General features: G+C 73.0%; 19 protein-coding genes and 1 riboswitch. Of the genes, 8 read left to right on the top strand and 11 right to left on the bottom strand.

The genetic code is table 11. The features are described 5' to 3' along the window. The first annotated feature begins 15 nt into the window (after positions 1-15). From FED44_RS13665 to FED44_RS13675, 3 genes are all read left to right on the top strand, one after another. Entirely contained in the window at positions 16-1,104 is a 1,089-nt protein-coding gene (locus tag FED44_RS13665; RefSeq protein WP_208758958.1) for a sensor histidine kinase, read from the top strand. Between the two features lie 32 nt (positions 1,105-1,136). Then, positions 1,137-1,742 (top strand): response regulator transcription factor, encoded by a 606-nt coding sequence (locus FED44_RS13670; RefSeq protein WP_208758991.1) that lies wholly within the window; start codon positions 1,137-1,139, stop codon positions 1,740-1,742. A 126-nt stretch (positions 1,743-1,868) separates the two neighbouring features. After that, a complete protein-coding gene (locus FED44_RS13675; RefSeq protein WP_111702105.1) occupies positions 1,869-3,137 on the top strand; it encodes a cytochrome P450 family protein in 1,269 nt (422 codons plus the stop codon). Between the two features lie 132 nt (positions 3,138-3,269). Here FED44_RS13675 and FED44_RS13680 read toward each other — a convergent pair whose 3' ends face one another. Further along, on the bottom strand, positions 3,270-3,569 hold the full coding sequence (locus tag FED44_RS13680; protein WP_138460848.1) for a nucleoside triphosphate pyrophosphohydrolase: 300 nt from the start codon (positions 3,567-3,569) through the stop codon (positions 3,270-3,272). Between the two features lie 126 nt (positions 3,570-3,695). Here FED44_RS13680 and FED44_RS13685 point away from each other — a divergent pair, with 126 nt between their 5' ends. Further along, a complete protein-coding gene (locus tag FED44_RS13685) occupies positions 3,696-4,685 on the top strand; it encodes an HNH endonuclease family protein (protein ID WP_208758959.1) in 990 nt (329 codons plus the stop codon). Positions 4,686-4,728: 43 nt separating this feature from the next. Here FED44_RS13685 and FED44_RS13690 read toward each other — a convergent pair whose 3' ends face one another. The 4 genes from FED44_RS13690 to FED44_RS13705 all read right to left on the bottom strand — a co-directional run bounded on the left by FED44_RS13690 (position 4,729) and on the right by FED44_RS13705 (position 9,771). After that, complete coding sequence (locus tag FED44_RS13690; RefSeq protein WP_111702103.1) at positions 4,729-6,309, bottom strand: peptide chain release factor 3; 1,581 nt, start codon at positions 6,307-6,309, stop codon at positions 4,729-4,731. A 125-nt stretch (positions 6,310-6,434) separates the two neighbouring features. Further along, positions 6,435-7,745 carry a condensation domain-containing protein gene (locus FED44_RS13695; RefSeq protein WP_138460849.1) on the bottom strand — a complete coding sequence of 437 codons (1,311 nt, stop codon included), beginning with the start codon at positions 7,743-7,745 and terminating at the stop codon, positions 6,435-6,437. Between the two features lie 93 nt (positions 7,746-7,838). Continuing rightward, positions 7,839-9,008: a 3-hydroxy-9,10-secoandrosta-1,3,5(10)-triene-9,17-dione monooxygenase oxygenase subunit gene (gene hsaA, locus FED44_RS13700; protein WP_138460850.1), complete on the bottom strand. Its 1,170-nt coding sequence runs from the start codon at positions 9,006-9,008 to the stop codon at positions 7,839-7,841. Positions 9,009-9,030: 22 nt separating this feature from the next. Then, positions 9,031-9,771, bottom strand: coding sequence for a TetR/AcrR family transcriptional regulator C-terminal domain-containing protein (locus FED44_RS13705; protein WP_138460851.1), 741 nt, complete (start codon positions 9,769-9,771; stop codon positions 9,031-9,033). 112 nt (positions 9,772-9,883) lie between these two features. On the opposite strand from FED44_RS13705, the gene FED44_RS13710 reads away from it, so the two are divergent. Continuing rightward, positions 9,884-10,474: an NADPH-dependent FMN reductase gene (locus tag FED44_RS13710; RefSeq protein WP_138460852.1), complete on the top strand. Its 591-nt coding sequence runs from the start codon at positions 9,884-9,886 to the stop codon at positions 10,472-10,474. 71 nt (positions 10,475-10,545) lie between these two features. Here the strand turns inward: FED44_RS13710 and FED44_RS13715 are convergent, their stop codons facing one another. After that, positions 10,546-11,145, bottom strand: a complete 600-nt coding sequence (locus FED44_RS13715; protein ID WP_138460956.1) for a TetR/AcrR family transcriptional regulator — start codon at positions 11,143-11,145, stop codon at positions 10,546-10,548. Between the two features lie 77 nt (positions 11,146-11,222). On the opposite strand from FED44_RS13715, the gene FED44_RS13720 reads away from it, so the two are divergent. Continuing rightward, positions 11,223-11,789 carry a dihydrofolate reductase family protein gene (locus FED44_RS13720; RefSeq protein ID WP_111702093.1) on the top strand — a complete coding sequence of 189 codons (567 nt, stop codon included), beginning with the start codon at positions 11,223-11,225 and terminating at the stop codon, positions 11,787-11,789. Between the two features lie 141 nt (positions 11,790-11,930). On the opposite strand, the gene FED44_RS13725 is transcribed toward FED44_RS13720, so the two are convergent. The 4 genes from FED44_RS13725 to FED44_RS13740 form a co-directional block, all read right to left on the bottom strand. Then, a complete protein-coding gene (locus FED44_RS13725; RefSeq protein WP_111702091.1) occupies positions 11,931-12,269 on the bottom strand; it encodes a TraR/DksA family transcriptional regulator in 339 nt (112 codons plus the stop codon). Beyond that, the gene (locus FED44_RS13730; protein WP_138460853.1) at positions 12,256-13,161 is read right to left on the bottom strand and encodes a rod shape-determining protein; all 906 of its coding nucleotides are present in this window, start codon (positions 13,159-13,161) and stop codon (positions 12,256-12,258) included. Before FED44_RS13730 ends, FED44_RS13725 begins: the two co-directional genes overlap by 14 nt. Next, on the bottom strand, positions 13,158-13,517 hold the full coding sequence (locus tag FED44_RS13735) for a TraR/DksA family transcriptional regulator (protein WP_138460854.1): 360 nt from the start codon (positions 13,515-13,517) through the stop codon (positions 13,158-13,160). Before FED44_RS13735 ends, FED44_RS13730 begins: the two co-directional genes overlap by 4 nt. 768 nt (positions 13,518-14,285) lie before the next feature. After that, positions 14,286-14,651, bottom strand: a complete 366-nt coding sequence (locus FED44_RS13740) for a hypothetical protein (RefSeq protein ID WP_138460855.1) — start codon at positions 14,649-14,651, stop codon at positions 14,286-14,288. A 187-nt stretch (positions 14,652-14,838) separates the two neighbouring features. Between FED44_RS13740 and FED44_RS13745 the strand changes: the two genes are divergently transcribed. Both FED44_RS13745 and secD read left to right on the top strand, forming a co-directional pair. Further along, on the top strand, positions 14,839-15,450 hold the full coding sequence (locus FED44_RS13745; protein WP_138460856.1) for a hypothetical protein: 612 nt from the start codon (positions 14,839-14,841) through the stop codon (positions 15,448-15,450). A gap of 38 nt (positions 15,451-15,488) precedes the next feature. Further along, complete coding sequence (gene secD, locus FED44_RS13750) at positions 15,489-17,735, top strand: protein translocase subunit SecD (RefSeq protein ID WP_138460857.1); 2,247 nt, start codon at positions 15,489-15,491, stop codon at positions 17,733-17,735. A gap of 76 nt (positions 17,736-17,811) precedes the next feature. On the opposite strand, the gene FED44_RS13755 is transcribed toward secD, so the two are convergent. Continuing rightward, positions 17,812-18,549: a glycoside hydrolase family 25 protein gene (locus tag FED44_RS13755; RefSeq protein ID WP_138460858.1), complete on the bottom strand. Its 738-nt coding sequence runs from the start codon at positions 18,547-18,549 to the stop codon at positions 17,812-17,814. A gap of 14 nt (positions 18,550-18,563) precedes the next feature. Further along, positions 18,564-18,707: riboswitch (cyclic di-AMP (ydaO/yuaA leader) on the bottom strand. Positions 18,708-18,845: the final 138 nt, after the last annotated feature.

Raw genomic sequence — 18,845 nt, forward strand, 5'->3', positions numbered from 1 at the left:
ACCATAATGGCCGCCATGGCGGGAATATGGGCACTGGGGTTCACCGCCCTCCTGCTGCTCGCGCCGGCGTCGGCGGCACACAGCGGTTCCGAGTGGGCCATCCTGACCGTCGCGGGGGTGTCGTTCGCGGGCGCGGTGCTCACCTCCCGCCGCCCACCGCCGTCCGCACGGTTCCTGCCGGCGGTGCTGACCGGGCTGCTCGCCGCGGCGGCCGTCACGGGGAACGCCGCCTACGAGGCGACGGAGTGGCGGACGCTGTTCTCCCTGCTCGCGGTGGCCGTGGGAGTCGTCGCGCCCCTCCGCGCGGCGCCCTGGCTCGTCACCGCCACGGCCGTGCTGTCCGCCACCGTGGTGCTGGTCCGGGGCGGCTCCTTCGACGCCGCCCTATGGGGCGCCGCGCTGACCACCACGCTCGCGGGGATCACGGCGTACGGCTTCCGGAGGATGGGCCAGATCATCGAGGAGCTCGCCCGCACCCGCGAGCAGCTGGCCGCCGCCGCCGTCTCGGCCGAGCGGCTGCGTTTCTCCCGCGACCTGCACGACCTGCTCGGGCACACGCTCTCGATGGTGGTCGTGAAGGCCGAGGCCGTGCGCCGGCTGGCCCCGCGCGACGTCGCGGCCGCCGTGCGGCACGCCGAGGACATCGAGGCGATCGGGCGGCAGGCGCTGACGGAGGTGCGCGAGGCGGTCACGGGCTACCGGGACGCGAGCCTCGCGTACGAGCTGGACACCGCCCGGGCGGCGCTCGCCGCGGCCGGCATCGACTGCGAGGTGCGGGAGTCGGGGCCCGCGCTGCCCCGGGAGGCCGACGTGCTGCTGAGCTGGGTCGTCCGGGAGGGGGTCACGAACGTCGTGCGCCACTCCGGGGCGCGGCGCTGCGTCATCACGCTGCGCCGCGACCTCGACCCCGTGCTGGTCGAGGTCAGCGACGACGGCGCCGCCGCCGAGACAGGCGGGGAGGTCGAGGAGGAGAACGGCAGCGGCCTGCGCGGGCTGCGCGAGCGCCTGGCCGCCGCGGGCGGGCGGCTGCGGGCCACCCGGCTGCCCCGGGGGTTCGTCCTCGCCGCCGAGATCCCGCGCCTCGGCGGGGACGAGGGGCCGTGACGCAACCTGTGACCCCGCCCATGACCCCGCCCGTGACGCGCGTGCTGATCGCGGAGGACCAGGCGATGATGCGCGACGCGCTCGCCGTCCTACTCGACCTGGAGGACGACTTCGAGGTGGTCGCGCAGGTCGCGAGCGGGGACGAGATCCTGCCCGCGGCGCTGCGGACGAAGCCCGGCGTGGCCCTGCTCGACATCGAGATGCCCGGCGGCGGCGGGCTGGACGCGGCCGCCGGGCTGCGGGCGGCGCTGCCCTCGTGCGCCGTGGTCATCGTGACCACGTTCGGCCGGCCCGGCTACCTGCGCCGCGCGCTGGACGCGGGTGCCCGCGGGTTCGTGGTGAAGGACCGGCCCGTCGGCGAGCTGGCCCAGGCGATCAGGCGGGTGCTGGCGGGCGAGGTCGTGGTCGACCCCGCCCTCGCCGCCGCCGCCCTCAGCGCGGGGCCGAGCCCGCTGACGCCGCGCGAGCGGGAGGTGCTCGTCGCGGCGGCCGATGGCTCGACGGCCGCGGACATCTCCCGCCGCCTCCATCTGTCGGAGAGCACCGTACGCAACCACCTGTCGTCGTGCATCGCCAAGACCGGCACCCGCAACCGCATGGAGGCCGTCCGGGCCGCCCGCCACAGCGGCTGGCTCTGACCGGTCCGATCCGGCCGGGAAGCCGGTTGCCGGGGGGTGTGCCGCGGCGTAGCGTTGACGTCCGCCGCACGTGAAAGACGCACCTGGACGCACCTGACGCGACGTACCTGGCACGTGGAGGTTGGCATGAGCACTCCCGGCACGACGTCCGGCACAACCGTCGTCGACCTGTTCGACCCGCAGCTGGCGAGCGACCCGTTCGGGGGTTACTCGCGGTTGCGGGAGCAGGCCCCGATGATGCGCGGTTCCTTCCCCGGCCTGAGCTCCCCGATCTGGATCGTCATGCGGTACGAGGACGTGAAGACGGTGCTGAGCGACCGCCGGTTCGTCAACAACCCGGCCAGCGTGCCGGGCTCGGACGTGCAGAACATCCGCGAGAACCTCATCGAGGCCCGCGGCATCCCCCGCGAGTACGCGCCGTACCTGCTCGACTCCGTCCTCGACGCCGACGGCGACGACCACCTGAGACTGCGCAGGCTGGTCTCCCGCGCCTTCACCGCGCGCCGTGTGGCGGAGCTGCGCCCCCGGGTGGAGGCGATCACCGAGGACCTGCTCGACCGGCTGCCCGGGCACGCCGAGGACGGCGTCGTCGACCTGATCGAGCACTTCGCCTATCCCCTGCCGATCACCGTCATCTGCGAGCTGGTCGGCATCCCGGAGGAGGACCGCCCGCAGTGGCGGGAGTGGGGCAAGGGCCTCTTCTCACTCGAACCGGGAGCGGTGAGCGAGCCGCTGCGGGCCATGGTCGACTACATCCACGACCTCGTCGGCCGCCGTCGCGCGGAGCCCACCGGCGACCTGCTCACCGGCCTGATCCGGGCCCACGACGAGGACGGCGACCGGCTGTCGGACACCGAACTGGTCACGATGATCCTCACGCTCGTCCTCGCCGGGCACGAGACCACCGCCCATCTGATCGGCAACGGGACCGCCGCCCTGCTCACCCACCCCGGCCAGCTCGCCGCTCTGCGGGCCGACCCCGGACTGCTGCCGCGCGCCGTGCACGAGCTCATGCGCTGGTGCGGGCCCGTGCAGGGCACCCGGATCAGGTACGCCACAGAGGACGTGCCGATCGGCGACCTGACCGTGCGGCGGGGCGAGCCGGTGATGGCCGTCCTGGTGTCGGCCAACTACGACCCCCGCCGCTTCGACGACCCCGACCGGCTCGACGTCACGCGGGAGTCCGACGGCCACAAGGAGGTCCACGTCGGCTTCGGCCACGGCCTGCACTACTGCCTGGGCGCCGCGCTGGCCCGGCAGGAGGGCGAGGTGGCCTTCGGCGCCCTCCTGCGCCGCCACCCCCGCCTCGCGCTCGCGGTCGCGCCGGAGGACCTCGGCCGCCAGTTCCTGCCGTTCTCCTGGCGCCTCACTCGCCTCCCCGTACGCCTGGGATAGGGCGCAGGCGGCGGGATCAGCCCTGGCCGGCGATGAGCGGCTCCAGGGTCAGGCCCTCGTGCTCGCGCTGGATCGACCGCATGCGCCACTGGTCGGTGAACACCGCGAGCAGGGCCTGGTCCCGGCCGCTGCTCACCCTAGGTAAACACGATCGTGAAACCCGCCACGCTCGGCACGTTTGACGTCCGCGAGCTCCTCGATGTCCCGCCAGTCCTGACCATGAACCTGGGCAAGGGCACGGAGGACTTCGAGCACATCGACGATTTCCGCGGGCACCTGCTCCGCTGACGCATCCCTGAGTTCGAACGACTCCTCAAGAAGTTTGTCGAGCAACGCCTCGCGGTAGGCGACGTCGTCCAGCATGGTCACGACCGGCTCTCTGCCGTCCCGGCGAATGAGGTCCGGAATCTTGTCGCGTACGAGCTTTCCCATCCCCAGCGCTCCCTTCAAGGGCCCGTTCGACAGCACAACGTGGCGCCGCGACCGTTCCTCGCTCAGTGATCGAGAACTAGTCTGTATCGGACATTTCAAGATCGATCATTGCGAAGCGGTGCGAGAGTGGATTTCTTCGAGTACGAGCCGTCCGCTCGGACCTCGTGGCGGCTGGCGATCCTGATGGGGGCCAACGACCGCACCTACAAGTTCGCCCTCGGCAGCGCGCTGCTCGCAGCCGCCGCCGACGGCCGGGCCGACCTACCACTCCGCGAACTCGCGGTGCCGTACGCGATGAGTCTGGTCCACCACATCGGACAGGCCCCCCAGGCGAGGCCGGGTAGCGTGACAGGCCATACGGACTACCTTGCCGTAGCCGGCCAAGAGGCGGCCGAGTCGCTGCGGCTCGGGCTTCCGACCGAGAAACTGCTGGCGGCGACCATGAAGTCGATGCCCGAGATGGTCATGCAGAAGTTCCACAACCTACGGGGCGCCGGACAGGTGCCGCACCGCTTCTACGAGGTGACCGGGATCCCGAAAGAGCGGATCGTCCGCCTGAGCCCAGACCTTCGTACGGTCGCAGTCAGCGAGCAGGCGGCGAGCCTGCGCGGAGAGCTGGACGCCCGCTGGAGCATCGTGGAGACGTCCTTCGCAGCGGGCATCGGCCGCAGCCTTGTCGAGGAAGGCGTCTCGGTCGACCTGACGACGATGCGGATCACGGACAAGCGGCGCCGCCGCCCGGTCACGGGGGTGACCGAGGCGATGATCGGCTTCCAGCACGGGCGCTGCCTAATCTGCCACGACCCTGTCGTCCCAGGATCCGACGCGATCGCGGTGGACCACGTTTTCCCCTTCTCTCTGATGGATCGGCTCTCCCTGACGGTCGATCTCGACGCTGTATGGAACATGGCTCCCGCGCATGCCGCGTGCAACCTCGCCAAGAGCGATCGGCTACCCGAGTCGCACGAACTGTCGAGACTGGTCAGACGCAACGAAGCGATCATGAATTCTCCGCACCCGCTGCGCAGAACCCTGGAGCTCGCGCTCGGGCCGTACGCCCGCAGGGGCCGGTGGCCCGGCTTCGTCCGGCATGTCTGGTCCCAAATCTCCAGATGAGCGCCGCGGCGGCCGGCCTGAGCCGGCCCCGCGGACGGCGGGATCAGCCCTGGCCGGCGATGAGCGGCTCCAGGGTCAGGCCTTCGTGCTCGCGCTGGATCGACCGCATGCGCCACTGGTCGGTGAACACCGCGAGCAGGGCCTGGTCCCGGCCGCGCATGAGCACCTCCGCGCCGCGCTGGCGGCGCAGCACCTCGGCCGACTCGGCGTCGGTGCGGCGGGCCAGGGTGTACTCCAGCCGGTCCAGCACGATCTCCGCGCCGAACTCGGCGGCCAGGCGGTGCTGCACGACCTCGAACTGCATGGGCCCGACCGCGGCCAGCACGGGCGCCTGGTCGCCCCGCAGGTCGGAGCGCAGCACCTGGATGACGCCCTCGCCGTCGAGCTGGTCGATGCCGCGGCGGAACTGCTTGGCCTTGGCGGTGCTCCGGGAGCGGGCCACGGCGAAGTGCTCGGGGGCGAAGCTCGGGATCGGCGGGAACTCCACTGCCGTGCCCTCGTACAGGGTGTCGCCGGGGCGCAGGGCGGTCGCGTTCACCAGCCCGACGACGTCCCCCGGGTAGGCCTCGTCGATGGTGGCGCGCTCCTGGCCGAACACCGACTGGGCGTACTTGGTGGCGAACGGCCGTCCGGTCGCGGCGTGGGTGAGCACCATCCCGCGCTCGAAGCGGCCGGAGCAGACCCGGACGAACGCGATGCGGTCCCGGTGGGCGGGGTCCATGTTGGCCTGCACCTTGAACACCAGGCCGGCGAACGGCGCGTCCAGCGGCCGGGCCGCGCCCTCGACGTCCGTACGCGGCGCGGGCGCGGGCGCGAGGTCGACCAGCACGTCGAGCAGCCGGGCCACGCCGAAGTTGGACAGCGCCGCGCCGAACAGCACCGGCGTCGCTTCATGCGCCTCGAACGCCTTCTGGTCGTGCTCGGCGCCGATGGCGGCGAGCAGGTCGCTCTCCTCCCGCGCCCGGGTCCAGTCGGCCCCGAGATCGGCCTCCGCCTCCTCCGGCGTCAGCGTGGTCTCCAGCGCCTTGGTGGCGCCGCCCGGGGTGCGGGTGTAGCGGACGGCGCGGCCGTCGAGCCGGTCGACCACCCCGTGGAAGTTCCCGGCGGCGCCGATGGGCCAGGTCACTGGGGTGGGCCGCAGGCCGGTCCGCTCCTCGATCTCGTCGAGCAGTTCCAGCGGCTCGCGGCCCGGCCGGTCCCACTTGTTGACGAACGTGATGACCGGGATGCGGCGGTGGCGGCAGACCTCGAACAGCTTCATGGTCTGCGGCTCCATGCCCTTGGCCGCGTCGAGCAGCATCACCGCGCAGTCGACCGCGGCCAGCACACGGTAGGTGTCCTCGGAGAAGTCGGCGTGGCCGGGAGTGTCGACCAGGTTGAACACGTGGCCGCGGTACTCGAAGCGGAGCGCCGCCGAGGTGATCGAGATGCCGCGGGCGCGCTCCATCTCCATCCAGTCCGACGTCACGCCCCGCCGTCCGGCCTTGCCGTGCACGGCCCCGGCCTGGGTGATCGCCGAGGCGTGCAGGGCGAGCGCCTCGGTCATCGTGGACTTTCCGGCGTCCGGGTGGCTGATCACCGCGAACGTCCGGCGCCGCGCCGCCTCACCCGTCACGGCGCTCATCGCCGCGTCCCCGGCGTACGGACGCGGGTCGTCGTGGTGTGATCGTGCGATCGAGGCATCCGGGCTCCCAACTGCGGTGAACACCGTAGGTTACCGCGTCCGCGGGCACCCTCCACGCCATGGCGTCACGTGACGGGTTCCCGGTGGGCGGAGGAGACGACGAAGGACTCCAGCCGGTGCAGCAGGGCCTCCATCTCGCCTTCGGACAGGCGGGTGGTGTCGGCGTTCACCTCCACGCCGAGCGTTCCGTTGCGGCGCATCAGGGCCAGGCAGAAGTCGCAGCTGCGCTTATCGGTGCCGGGGAGCCACTCCAGCTCGGACTCCTCGTCCGCGCGGGCGGCGGCGCCCGGGTCCTCGCCCGGGCGCAGGTCGTTGAAGCAGCACGACGGGAACACGGAGACGCCGCGGTCGGCGCTCAGCCGGTCGATCATCGCCTGCATGGCCGGCTTGTCGAATCGGGCGCGCCGGTAGGACGCGAGAACCGCCGGGTACGCGGTCGCGACCGTCTCGGCGAGGCCCCCGCTCGGGCCCAGGGTGAACAGTCCGAGCTGATTTAGGCTGGTGACCAGATCCCGGGTCCGGTCGTCGAAGCGGTTGTGCACGATCGGGGTGATCGCGGCGACCTCGTGCCCGGTCAGCTCGCGCAGCAGCATGGCGACCGCCACCAGCAGGACGGTGGCGGTGCTCACCCCGGCCCGGGCGGCGAGCACGTACGCGGCGTGGTTGAGCCGGGGCGACGTCAGCACGGCCCGCGCGTACCTCGGCGTCGAGGCCGGCCGGACCGATTCCGGGAACATGGCGGACGGCACGGTCCGGAGCAGCGCCTCCCACTGGGCGATCGAGCGGTCCGAACGCGCAGGTGCCGCCCGCTCCTCCCGCACCAGGTCGAGCAGCTGCGACGACGGCGGCCGCGTGATCGCGCCGCGGAGGAGCAGCGTCCGCAGGTCGTTCACCACGACACCGGCCGCGTGCCAGTCGGCGACGACATGGCTCATCACGAGGGTCACGTGGGTGACGGCACCGTCGCGGACCACGAATCCGGCGCGTAGCGGCTGCTCGCCGTCGCCGAAGGACCGCGCAGCCAGGCGGTCGGCGAGTGCCGCCGCGACATCGCCCGCCGCCTCGTCGCGGGCCGCCTCGGCCACCTCGACCGGCAGCGTCCCCGCCGCCGCCACCTCCTGGTACGGCCCGTCCGCGCCGAGCCGTACCAGGGACCGCAGGGCGTCGTGCCGGCCCGTCACCTCGGCCAGGGCGGCGGCCACGACCTCGGGTGAGCGCGGGCCGCCCGCGCGCGGGACGGCGAGGACCTTGGGCACGTTGAAGTAGTGGGCGCTGTCCGGCCCGACCTGTTGGAGGGCTCCCCAGATATCCCGCTGCCCCCAGGCGAGCTCCGCTGTACCGGAACGGCTGGAGGCGAAGCCCACCTGAAGCCGCATGGCTCTCCTTCGACGCGGGTGTCCGTGGGGACGCTGCCATGAAGGCTAGGATGCGCCTCCGAGCGGGTCAAGATCCTCCGGGCCGCCCGCCGGTCAGATGAGGTTGTCCTCCACGGGCAGGCCGAACTCGCCCCTGCCGTACATCGCGAGGGCGCGCTCGACGTCGTTGGCCACGTGGACGCCGCCGGCGTGGGCGTCGCGCCAGGCCCGCTCGATGGGGTTGCCGCGGCGGAGGGAGTTGCCCCCCGCCGTCTTGAACAGGACGTCGATGGCCTCCAGCGCCCGCTCGGTGGCGCGGACCTGGTCCCGGCGCACCCGCAGCCGCAGCTCGGCCGGGATCACCTCGCCCCGCACCGCGTGCTCGTAGGCCTCCCGCACGTTGCGGTCGGTCTGCAGGACCGCCGCGTCGATCTCCGACGCCGCCCGGGCGACCGCGACCTGCGCGAACTGGTCGTCGGCGAACCGGCCGCCGCCGCCCAGGCTCAGCCGTACGCGGTCACGCATGGCCGACACGTACGACCGGTAGCAGCCGGAGGCCATCCCGATGATCGGCGCGGTGATCGTGGTGGTGAACACGGCGCCGAACGGGAGCCGGTACAGCGGGCCGGTGTTCACCTGCTGGCCCGGTCCGCGCAGCCGGGTCAGGTCCTGGTTGCGCACCACCCGGTGCGCGGGGACGAAGGCGTCGTCCACGACGATGTCGTCGCTGGCCGTGCCGCGCAGCCCGATGACGTCCCAGACGTCCTCGATCGCGTAGTCGGAGCGGGGCACCAGCACCGTCACGACGTCCGCCGGCCGGCCCGCGGCACCCAGGACGAGGCCGCCGAGCAGCGCCCACGACGCGTGCCCGCAGCCCGAGGAGAAGCGCCACCGGCCGGACAGGCGGTATCCCCCCTCGGCCGGGACGAGCCGCCCGACCGGCGCGTACGACGAGCAGGCGAGCACGCCGGGGTCGCTCCCCCAGACCTCGTCCTGGGCGGCCTCCTCGAACAGGGCGAGCTGCCAGGGGTGCACGCCGAGGACGGACACGAGCCAGCCGGTCGACCCGCACACCGCCGAGATCTCCCGCACCACCTCGTAGAAGCGCACCGGGTCGCTCTCCGCGCCGCCGTACCTCTTGGGCTGCAGCATCCGGAAGACCCCGGCCCGGGACAGCTCGCCGATCGACTCCGCGGGGACCCGCCGTTCCTCGTCGACGGCGCGGGCCCGTGCGGCGATCTCCGGCAGCAGCGCGCGAACCTCGTCCAGGACCTCGTTGCTCATGGGGGAAATCCTTCTGTCTCGGTCAGATGCCCAGCCGGGCCGCGACGCCGTCGAGCACGCATTCGAGCCCCAGCTCGAACTGCCACTCGCCGTCGTCCTTGCGGACGCCCTCACGGATGTAGCGCTCGAAGGCGGGGTAGCGGCCCGACTCCAGCAGCCACCTCAGGTGCGAGGAGTAGAGGCCGCGCAGCTCGTCCGCCCGCGTGACGCCCTCGCGGCGCATCAGCTCGGCCAGGCCGACGTCGACCGCCACCGTCCCGTTGACGTACGCGCTCACCGTGCCGACCACGGCCATGCGGCCGTCGGCGTCCAGGCCGAGGTCCTCCAGCGAGGCGAGCAGCCGGTCGGCCCGCGCGACGAGGTGCGGCGTGAGCTGGCCCGACCTGGCCGTCGTCCGGACCATCCAGGGGTGACGCAGCACGGCGCGCCGCAGGCCGCGGGCCGCCTCGCGCAGCGTCGTACGCCAGTCGGCCGCGGGCTCCACCAGCGCCTCCTCCGCGATGACGGCGTCGAGCATCAGCTCGATCACGTCGTCCTTGCCGCGCACGTACCGGTAGAGCCCCATGGTCGCCACCCCGAGCCGTTCGGCCAGGTGGCGCATCGAGACCGCGTCGAGCCCCTCGGCGTCCGCGATCTCCACCGCCGCCGCGGCGATCTGGGCGTGGGTCAGCGCCGCGCGGGGCGGCCGGGCGGGGCGTTCCATCCGCTGCCAGATGGATTCGACGGCGTCACCCGCGACCTCGTCGGCGCTCTTCCTGGCCATCGCCACGCTCCTCACGCTTGTGCGTGTACATCGTACCTGTGCTTGTACGCCGTACGCACTTACGCGTACGGTGTACTCGTTGCGTACAACGTACTCACCCCCTGGAGGAACCATGCCCGGCGACGACCGGCTCGGAATCGCGATGATCATCGGCAGCGTCCGGGACGGGCGGGTGGCGCCCCTCGTCGCGAGCTGGTTCGCCGCCCAGGCCGAACGGCGCGACGACCTCGCCCTCGACGTGATCGACCTTGCCGAGACCCGGCTCCCCGACGGGATGCGCGGGCACTTCGGCGGTGACAGGCCCGAGGAGGTCACGGCGCTGCGGCCCCGCGTGGACGAGGCGGACGCCTTCGTCGTCGTGACCCCCGAGTACAACCGGAGCTTCCCCGCCGCCCTCAAGCTGATGATCGACAGCTATCAGCGGGAGTGGGCGGCCAAGCCCGTCGGGTTCGTCAGCTACGGCGGCATGTCCAGCGGACTGCGGGCGGTCGAGCAGCTCCGGCTGGTCTTCGCCGAACTGCACGCGGTGACCATCCGCGACTCCGTCGCGTTCCGGAGCCCCTGGACGCTGTTCGACGACGACGGCAACTGGCCGAAGGACCCCGCGGGCGCGGAGAGCGCGGCCAAGACGATGCTCGACGAGCTCGTCTGGTGCGGCAGGGCGCTGCGGGACGCGCGGGCGGCCCGGCCGTACGGCGCCTGATCCGGCCCTCCCGGTCCGCTCCCGCCCGCGCCCTCGTCGCGACGCCGTCATTTCACGGGACGGCAGGCCCGTCAGCCCTCCGCCGGAACCTCGTCCCGCGCCTCCGGGACCAGGCGCTCCACCGCCTGCTCCACGAGCTCACGCAGACGGGCCTCGGGGAACACGTCGGGCAGCGTGAGCCGCTCCAGGATCAGCCAGTTCATGGCCAGGTGGAGCAGCTCCACCGACGTGGCGTCCCCGGGCCGGCCGTCGCCGAGGTGGAGACGGATGTTGGCGTCCACGTCCGCCCTGATCCGCTCGGTGAGCACGGCCCGCAGGGCCGGCCGTCGCGTCGCCTCCAGGCGCAGCTCCAGCAGGGCCAGGAATCCCGTGCGGTAGGTGCTGACCCGCTCGACCACCTCGTGGGTCAGCTCGGCGACCCTGGCCCGGTCTTTGCGTTCCTCCGGGCTCCCGGTCAGGGACCCGGCCTCCGGCTCCAGCCGTTCGTAGACGCGCGCGCCCGCCTGGGTGAGCATCTCGTCCCGGCTGGCGAAGTAGTTGGACGCCGTGCCGCCCGGCACCTGCGCCTGGGCGTCCACCGCGCGGAAGGTCAGGCCCCGCGCGCCGTCCCGCGCCAGCACCTCGATGGCCGCGTCGAGCAGAGCCGCCCGCCGGGCCGGATTCTGTCGCACCACGATTGACACCACTCCAGTTGTAGTACTACGGTCGGAACCACTACAGACAGAGTACTTCAAACGGAGCGTTTTGTATGCGAAAGCTTGTCTACTACATCGGCGTCAGCATCGACGGCTACATCGCGGGCCCCGGCGGGGAGTTCGACTTCTATCCGCTGGAGGACACCCTGAGCTGGATCATCGAGGAGTATCCGGAGACGGTGCCGAGTCACGTGCGCGCGCAACTGGGCCTGGAAGCGCCGAACCGGCGTTTCGACACGGTCGTGATGGGCCGCGGCACCTACCAGCCGGGCCTCGACCTCGGCGTCACCAGCCCTTACGCCCACCTGAGGCAGTACGTGGTGTCGGCCTCGACCCCCGAGATCGGCGATCCCCAGGTGGAGCTCGTGCGGAGCGACCCCATCGGCCTCGTGCGGCGCCTCAAGCAGGAGGAGGGCGGGGACATCTGGCTGTGCGGAGGCGGCACGCTCGCGGGCGCGCTGCTGCCGGAGATCGACGAACTCATCGTCAAGAGCTACCCGGTCGTGGCCGGCGACGGGATCTCGGCGTTCACCGGGGCCTTCCGCCCCACGGTGTTCACCCCGGTCCGGTCCCGGTCCTTCGGCAGCGGAACGACCGTGACCTGGTACGACAGGGCGTGAGCGATCAGTGCGAGGAGACACCGTCCGCCGAGGCGGCGTACGCGAGGGCCCCGGCGACGTTCTCCGGGCGGCCCGGCCCGCGCGCCCGCACGCCGGCCGTCCGTCCCGGCATTCTCGCCGGGACGGGCGGCCGGGGCGGCGTCAGCGGGCCTCGTGGCGCCGCTGACAGGCGATGCAGTAGCGGGCCAGGGGCCGGATCTTCAACCGCCCGAACGGGATGGCCGCCGCGCAGTCGGCGCACCGGCCGTAGTGTCCCTCCTCCATCCGCTCCAGCGTCCGGCGCAGTTCGGTGACCGCCCGCTCGGTGGCGGCGACGTCGGCGAGCAGGGCGAGGCGGGCCGTGTCCTGCTCGCCGCCGTCGACCTCGGCCCGCAGGTCGCGCAGCTGCACCTCACGCCACTGGAGCTGCTCCTCCAGCTCGGTCCGGATGAGCCGTATCTGCGGCTCGCTGATGGCGGTGAACTCGTCACTGGTGGTCATCGTCGAGGTCCTTCACTTCGTCGGCGGGGATGAGGGCGGCGCGGCGCGCGACCGCGGGCAGCAGGCAGGCCAGGCCCCTGACGGTCGCCTGGGCTGGATCGACGGCGGGGGTGACGGTGATCCGCAGCCCGGCGCAGAGCGCGCGGGCCAGCTCCGGATCGCGGGCGCCGCCACCGGTGATCAGCAGGCCGCGCCCCCGCGCGACGCCCCGCATGCGGGCGGGAACGCGCGCGACGAGGTCGGCGACCATGGCCACGATGCGTTCCCGCACATACGGCGGGAACCGCGGACCGTCCGGCGGGTCGCCGGCAGGGTCGTCGGCGCGGTCCTCGGACCAGTCCTCGGACCGGTCCCGCGTGCCCATCTGTACGGCCCCGGCGTCGGCGATCCGGCCGCCGCGGATGACGACGGCCTCGGCGATCCCCGCGCCGGCGTCGAGGAGCAGCCGTGGTCTCGGGTCGCCGATGTCGACGCCGCAGCCCACCGCGGCGGCGAGCGGCTCCTCGACGATCGTGACCGGGCAGCGGGCGGCGCTGCCGACCGCCGCCTGCGCCGCGCGCCGGTCCAGCCGTGAGGCCGCCACCGGCACGCCGAGCAGGACGCGTTCCAGAGGCTCCTGCCCGGCGGCCTCGCGCAGCGCGGCACGGATCAGCCGCGCGCAGCCGGGCATGTCGGAGACCATCCCGTGCCGCACCGGCCAGTGGCGCGGTGCGGCCGGAGCGCCGACCGCGGAGGGCCGCTCCCGGATCACCGGGCTGCCGGACAGCAGCAGGCGGGTCCGCGCGGTGCCGAGGTCGAGGGCCAGGCCGGTCGCTCCGCCCGCTCCCCCGCCCGTCCCGCCACCGGCACGGGTGACGCCGTGCCCGGTCGTGATCTCGGTTGCGCCGGTCATGCCGACATCCGGGTCTCGCCGGCGCAGGCCGCGCACAGTTGCATGTGCGGCGCCGAGCGGAGCCGGTCGAGCGGCAGGAACGCCTCACACTTCGTGCAGGTGCCGTAGAGGCCGAGGTCCATCCGCTCGATCGCCGCCTCGATGGCGGCGACGTCGCGGCTCGCCCGCCGTACGGCTTCGGCGGACGGGCGGACCCGCGCGACCGGCGGCGCCACCTCGTGTGGTTCGCCCGCCAGGGCCAGCTCGGCCCGCGCGGCGTGCAGCCGCTCGTCGAGCAGCATGCGCAGCTCGGAGAGCTGCGCATCGTACTGCCGGCACTCCTCCATGAGAGAGCCCGGCGACCTGATCTCAGCCATGATCGGCATCACTCCAGGTATGGGAAAAGGTGGGGTGGGACGCCACGCCCCCGCACCGGTACGAGACGGGTGCGAGCGGTGGTCCCGGGTGACGGTCGGATCGGAGCGCGGCGAGCGGCCGGAGCCCGGCGGCCCACGAATGCGGGAACGGACACGGGAACGGACGCGAGGTGGAGCGCGGCGGTCTCGAGGTCGCGAGACGGGCCCGGGACGGACGCGAGACGGGCCCGGGACGAGCGCTCGCCCCACCACACCGCTCGGAAAAGCGGAGGAACGGCGGAACGAGCGGGCCGTGCACCCGGCGCGCGAAGCGGAATGCCCGCCTGCGCCCGGTGCCGGCCCTGCCCCGCACCCGGCAACGCCCGGTACGCGGCCGTGCTCGATGCCCGACAGATCTTCCTCGTGCCCGGCTGTAACCGGTAACGCAGCCCTGCTCAGTCCCCGACGGCTCTGCCTCGTTCCGCAGTTGTGCCCCCTGCCCGGCTGTGGGCCGGGTGGGGGCGTCTGCGGTTCGTGGCGGGACGCCTGTCACGTCGTGCGGCGGATGCGTGGAAGCAGCCGGGCACGGACCATGCGACCGGCCGTTCAGAGGCCCTGCCCCGGCCGTTTCGCAGGCCAGGTCGCAGGCCGCTGCACAGACGGTGTGGCGGACCCCCTGCCGAGGATCACTTGACGCGTGGACCGGCCTGATTACCGGACGGCTGGGACGGCTGCGGCTGCTCGACGACGAGACCGGGCCGACGCCGCGGCTCGGAGCGCTCCGGAGCTCTAGACCAGCGGCGGGCTACGGGATCCGACCGTGCGATGCCCGGTCTGCTGCGGGCTGAGGAAGACGTCCTCGTCGTGCCGGACCAGCGCCGGGGCGGACGCCGGAGCCGCCAAAGCGGCCACAGCGCTCCGCAGCCGCAACGACAGCGGCATGTGCTCTGAGCCGGCGCCCGCGGGCAGGGTGGCGGACTGGGGCGACCACGCCCCCGGCGTCCACACTTCGGCGGCGGCCTGGGGCGCGTGCTGCGCGGGGTCGCCTCCGTACCAAGCGGGCGTCGAGGCGACCAGGGCGAGGCCGAGCATCAGCAGGCCCACCACCCACGTGAAGGCGGTGGACCCGCACATGCCACGTCGTGAGGTCGCCATGAGACCGACCATAGCCCACCTTCGCGAAACGGTCATCTACGTTTTCCGTCGCCCGTTTCTCACCTTATTTCCGCCCATTTTCGAATGATCTCGGCACTTTTCGCCCTGCGCGATCACGGCACGCGCCGGGCCCGGGCCAGAGCGGCTACGGTGACCTGAGACCGGGTCGTCGCGGGAGGGAGGGATCGTGCGAAGCAGGCTGACCGCCGCGCTGCTGCTCCTGCTGCACGCGATCTTCCTGACCACCGGCTTCCTGGCCGCCGGCGGCTCTCCCGCCGCCGCTCAGGGCATGTCCCAGTCCTCCGGCGGGCTCCGCCTCACGGGCGCACCCGTCACCGCGGAGACCGCGGGCGTGCGGGGCGCCGCAGAGACCACCGGGCAAGCGGCAGCCACGACGGGCACCTCACATCACGCGGCGCGTCCCTGGTCCTCGGCGGTCGGCGACGCCCGCCTCTCGATCACGCGCCTCTCGATCTCCCCCAGCACGAGCGCCGCACCCACGGCAGCGCGACCCACGACCGCCCGCCCTGCAAGGGCGGAGGACGCGAGCGCACGGAACACGACGGCGCGGCACTGGGGGCCGCCCAGCGCGGGGCGGCCCGCGCACAGTGACCAGCCCCGGATCCACGCCGGCCCGGGCGGCCCCGGCGCCACCGCCGGGCCGGTCCTGCCGCCCGCCTCCGCGTCGCCGCGCGGGGGCACCCGGGTCACCCGAGCCGGCCCGGATCACGACGATCGCCCCGCCCAGCGCCCGTGCCGCACGACGGCCGCGCGGGCTCCTCCCTCCACGGCGTACTGAGGCCCTTTTCTCTCCTCGTACCTGCCTGTGGAGGCACAATGTCACGTGCGCCTTTGTGGCGCGCGGTGGCGGCGCTCGCCGTCATCGCCACCTCACTGCTGCTCGCCCTCACCATGGCCCCGCGCCTCGGGCTCGACCTGCGCGGCGGCACCCAGCTCGTCTTCGAGACGAAGGACTCCCCCACGGTCAGGGCGGACGCCGACGCCACCGACCGTGCCCTCGACGTGCTCCGGCGCCGTGCGGACGCCCTCGGAGTCGTCGATCCCACCCTGGTCCGCTCCGGCGAGAAGCGGATCATCGTGGAACTGCCCGGCGTGCTCGACCCGCGCGAGGCCGCCGAGGTCATCGGCAAGACCGCCCAGCTCAACTTCCACCCGGTGCTCGGTCCGGCCGGGGACGGCGACAAGGACGCGATCGCCGACGAGAGCGGCCAGAAACTGAAGCTCGGCCCGGTCGCACTCAGCGGGGCCGGCGTCACCGACGCCGCCGCCGGCACCGACCCCCAGCTCGGGCCCGGCTGGTTCGTGACGATCGACTTCCGGGAGGCGGGCCCCTGGCGGGAGCTGACCGGCAAGGCGGCCTGCGAGCCGATCGGCGATCCCAGGCGCAGGGTCGCCATCGTGCTCGACGACGAGATCATCTCCTCGCCCCAGGTGAACGAGACCGTGACCTGCGGGGCGGGCATCCCCGGCGGCACCACCCAGATCACCGGGTCGTTCTCCGCCGAGGAGGCGCAGAACCTCGCCGTGCTCGTCAAGGGCGGCTCGCTCCCGGTGCCCTTGGAGCTGGTCGAGCAGCGTACGGTCGGCCCGACCCTCGGCGCCGACGCGATCGCGGCGAGCGCCAAGGCGGGCGTCGCCGGGGTGATCCTCACCGCGGTGTTCATCGGCCTCGTCTACCGCCTGGTGGGCCTGCTGGCCGCGGTCGCGCTGGCCTGCTACGGGCTGATCTCGTACGCGGGACTGGTGGCGATGGGCGCCACGCTCACGCTGCCCGGCCTCGCCGGGTTCGTCCTGGCGATCGGCATGGCCGTGGACGCCAACGTGCTGGTCTTCGAACGGGCCAGGGAGGAGTACGGCGCGGCGCCCCGCCGGGGCCTCAAGGCCGCCCTGGACCGGGGGTTCAAGAAAGCCTGGAGCGCGGTCGCCGACTCCAACATCACCACCCTGCTCGCCGCCGGGCTGCTGTTCTGGCTGGCGTCGGGGCCGGTCAAGGGCTTCGGCGTGACGCTGGCGATCGGCGTGCTCGCCTCGCTGATCTCGGCCATGCTGATCACCCGGGTGCTCGCCGCCGCCCTGATCGGCAGGTTCGGCCCAGGGGTGTCGGGCCTCGGCTCGATCGGCCGGGTCAGGACCTGGCTGACCCGGCGGAACCCCGACCTGATGCGGGCGGGGCGGCACTGGCTCGCCGTCGCGGCCGGGCTGCTCGTGCTGGTGGGCGCGGGGCTGGTCACCCGCGGCCTGAACTACGGCGTCGAGTTCACCGGCGGGCGGATCGTGGAGTTCGGCACGAGCAGGCCGGTCGACGTCGCCGCGGCCCGGCAGGCGGTGTCGGACGCCGGGTTCCCCACGGCCGTCGTGCAGCGGTCGGACGACGCGATCTCCGTACGGACCGGGCAGATCACCGCCGATGACGTCGTCCGCGTCGAGGAGGCCCTGGACCGGCGCGTCGGGGAGGTCACCAAGCAGCGCGACGAGCTCGTCGGGCCGAGCCTGGGCGCGGAGCTGCGCCGCAACGCGCTCATCGCGCTCGGCGTCGCGCTCGCGGCCCAGCTCGCCTACCTGGCGTTCCGGTTCCGGTGGACGTTCGGCGCCGCCGCCGTGGCGGCGCTCTTCGTGGACGCGGCCGTCGTCTTGGGCGCGTTCGCCTGGCTGGGCAAGCCGATCGACGGCGTCTTCCTCGCCGCGATGCTGACGATCATCGGGTACTCGGTCAACGACAAGGTCGTGCTCTTCGACCGGGTCCGCGAGCTGTGGCCGGTGTCGCGGGGGACGCCCTTCGGGCGGGTGGTGAACACGGCGATCCTGCAGACCGTGCCGCGTACGGTGAACACGGGTCTCGGCGCGCTGTTCATCCTGGCGGCGCTGGCGGTGTTCGGCGGCGACTCGCTGCGCGACTTCGCGATCGCCCTGCTGATCGGCATCGTGGCGGGCACGCTGTCGTCGTCGTTCGTGGCGGGGCCGGCGGCGATCGAGCTGGAGAGGCGCGCCGGTCAGCCGCCGCCCGCGCCCGCCGCTCCGCGTCGCCGGCCCGTGGCCCGCGACGGATCGGGCGCGGTGGTCTGATGTGGTCGGAAATGGTGTGAAATCGGGCTGAGGATGGTCCCGGGGCGGGCGGCGCCCGCCCCGGAACCACGGAGCCTCAGCGGCGGCCGAGGGCGCGCAGCTCGACAGGGCTCAGCGCGGAGACGTTCTGGTCGATCGGCGAGTCGGTGTACTGGTGGATCGCCCAGCTCTTCCAGTCGGCCGGCGGGGTGATGTCGCCCGGGTTCCGGCTGTAGTGGGCCACCCACAGCGGATAGTCGCCCAGGCCCCGGCCGTACTTGTCGGCGAAGTTCCAGCCGCTGTAGAACATCGGCCGGACGCCGGTCTTGGCGGTCACGTACTCCAGCCATTTCCTGGCCCAGGCGTTGACGCGCTGCACCGACTGGCCGTCGGCGGTCTCCAGGTCGAGCACGAGGATGTCGCCGGGCTTGCCCGGCTGCGCGTTCACCACCCGGAGGAAGTGGTCGGCCTCGGCGATCGGGTCGTTGGAGGGGTGGCCGTAGTGGTAGACGCCGCGGACGATCCCCTTCTTGTCCAGCTCCCGCCAGTGCCGGGGGAAGGACGAGTCGACCCAGTCCAGGCCTTCGGTCGCCTTGATGAAGCCGAACTGCGCCCGGCTGTTGATCCAGTCGTGGTCGGCCTCGTAGCCGGAGACGTCCTGGCCGTACGTGTGCGGGTTCGCGTAGGCGGGAGCGGGCGCGGCCGCGGTGGCGGCGAGCGTGGCGGCGGTGAGGGTGGCCGTGCCGGCCGTGACCGCGAGTGCCGCCGCGGCGAGGGCGGCGCGCAGGCGGCGGGCGGAGGGCCGCCCGGCGGGAGAGAACCTGATGGTGGGCATGACGCGGGTTGAGCTCCTTGCTTCCATGCCGCCTACCGGGTTAGCTGACGGGTTCGGGCAGGAAGTGCCCTACGGGCGCATCTGGGGGTCTGCGCGCCGATTCACCCCGAGAAGTGGGTCCCCGGTTCCGCGGAACGCGGACTCGGCGGCCGCGCGCACAGAAGAGCGCACGGTCCGGGCAACGACACGGCAACGGAGGCGACGCGGATGTCACCGGTACCCATGCCGTGGCACCTAAAGGTACATACAGCTCAACAATGGTGTAAACCTGACAAAACCTGTTTTTACCTGGGAAG

This window comes from Microbispora triticiradicis, assembly GCF_005864065.1.
Classification (GTDB): domain Bacteria; phylum Actinomycetota; class Actinomycetes; order Streptosporangiales; family Streptosporangiaceae; genus Microbispora; species Microbispora triticiradicis.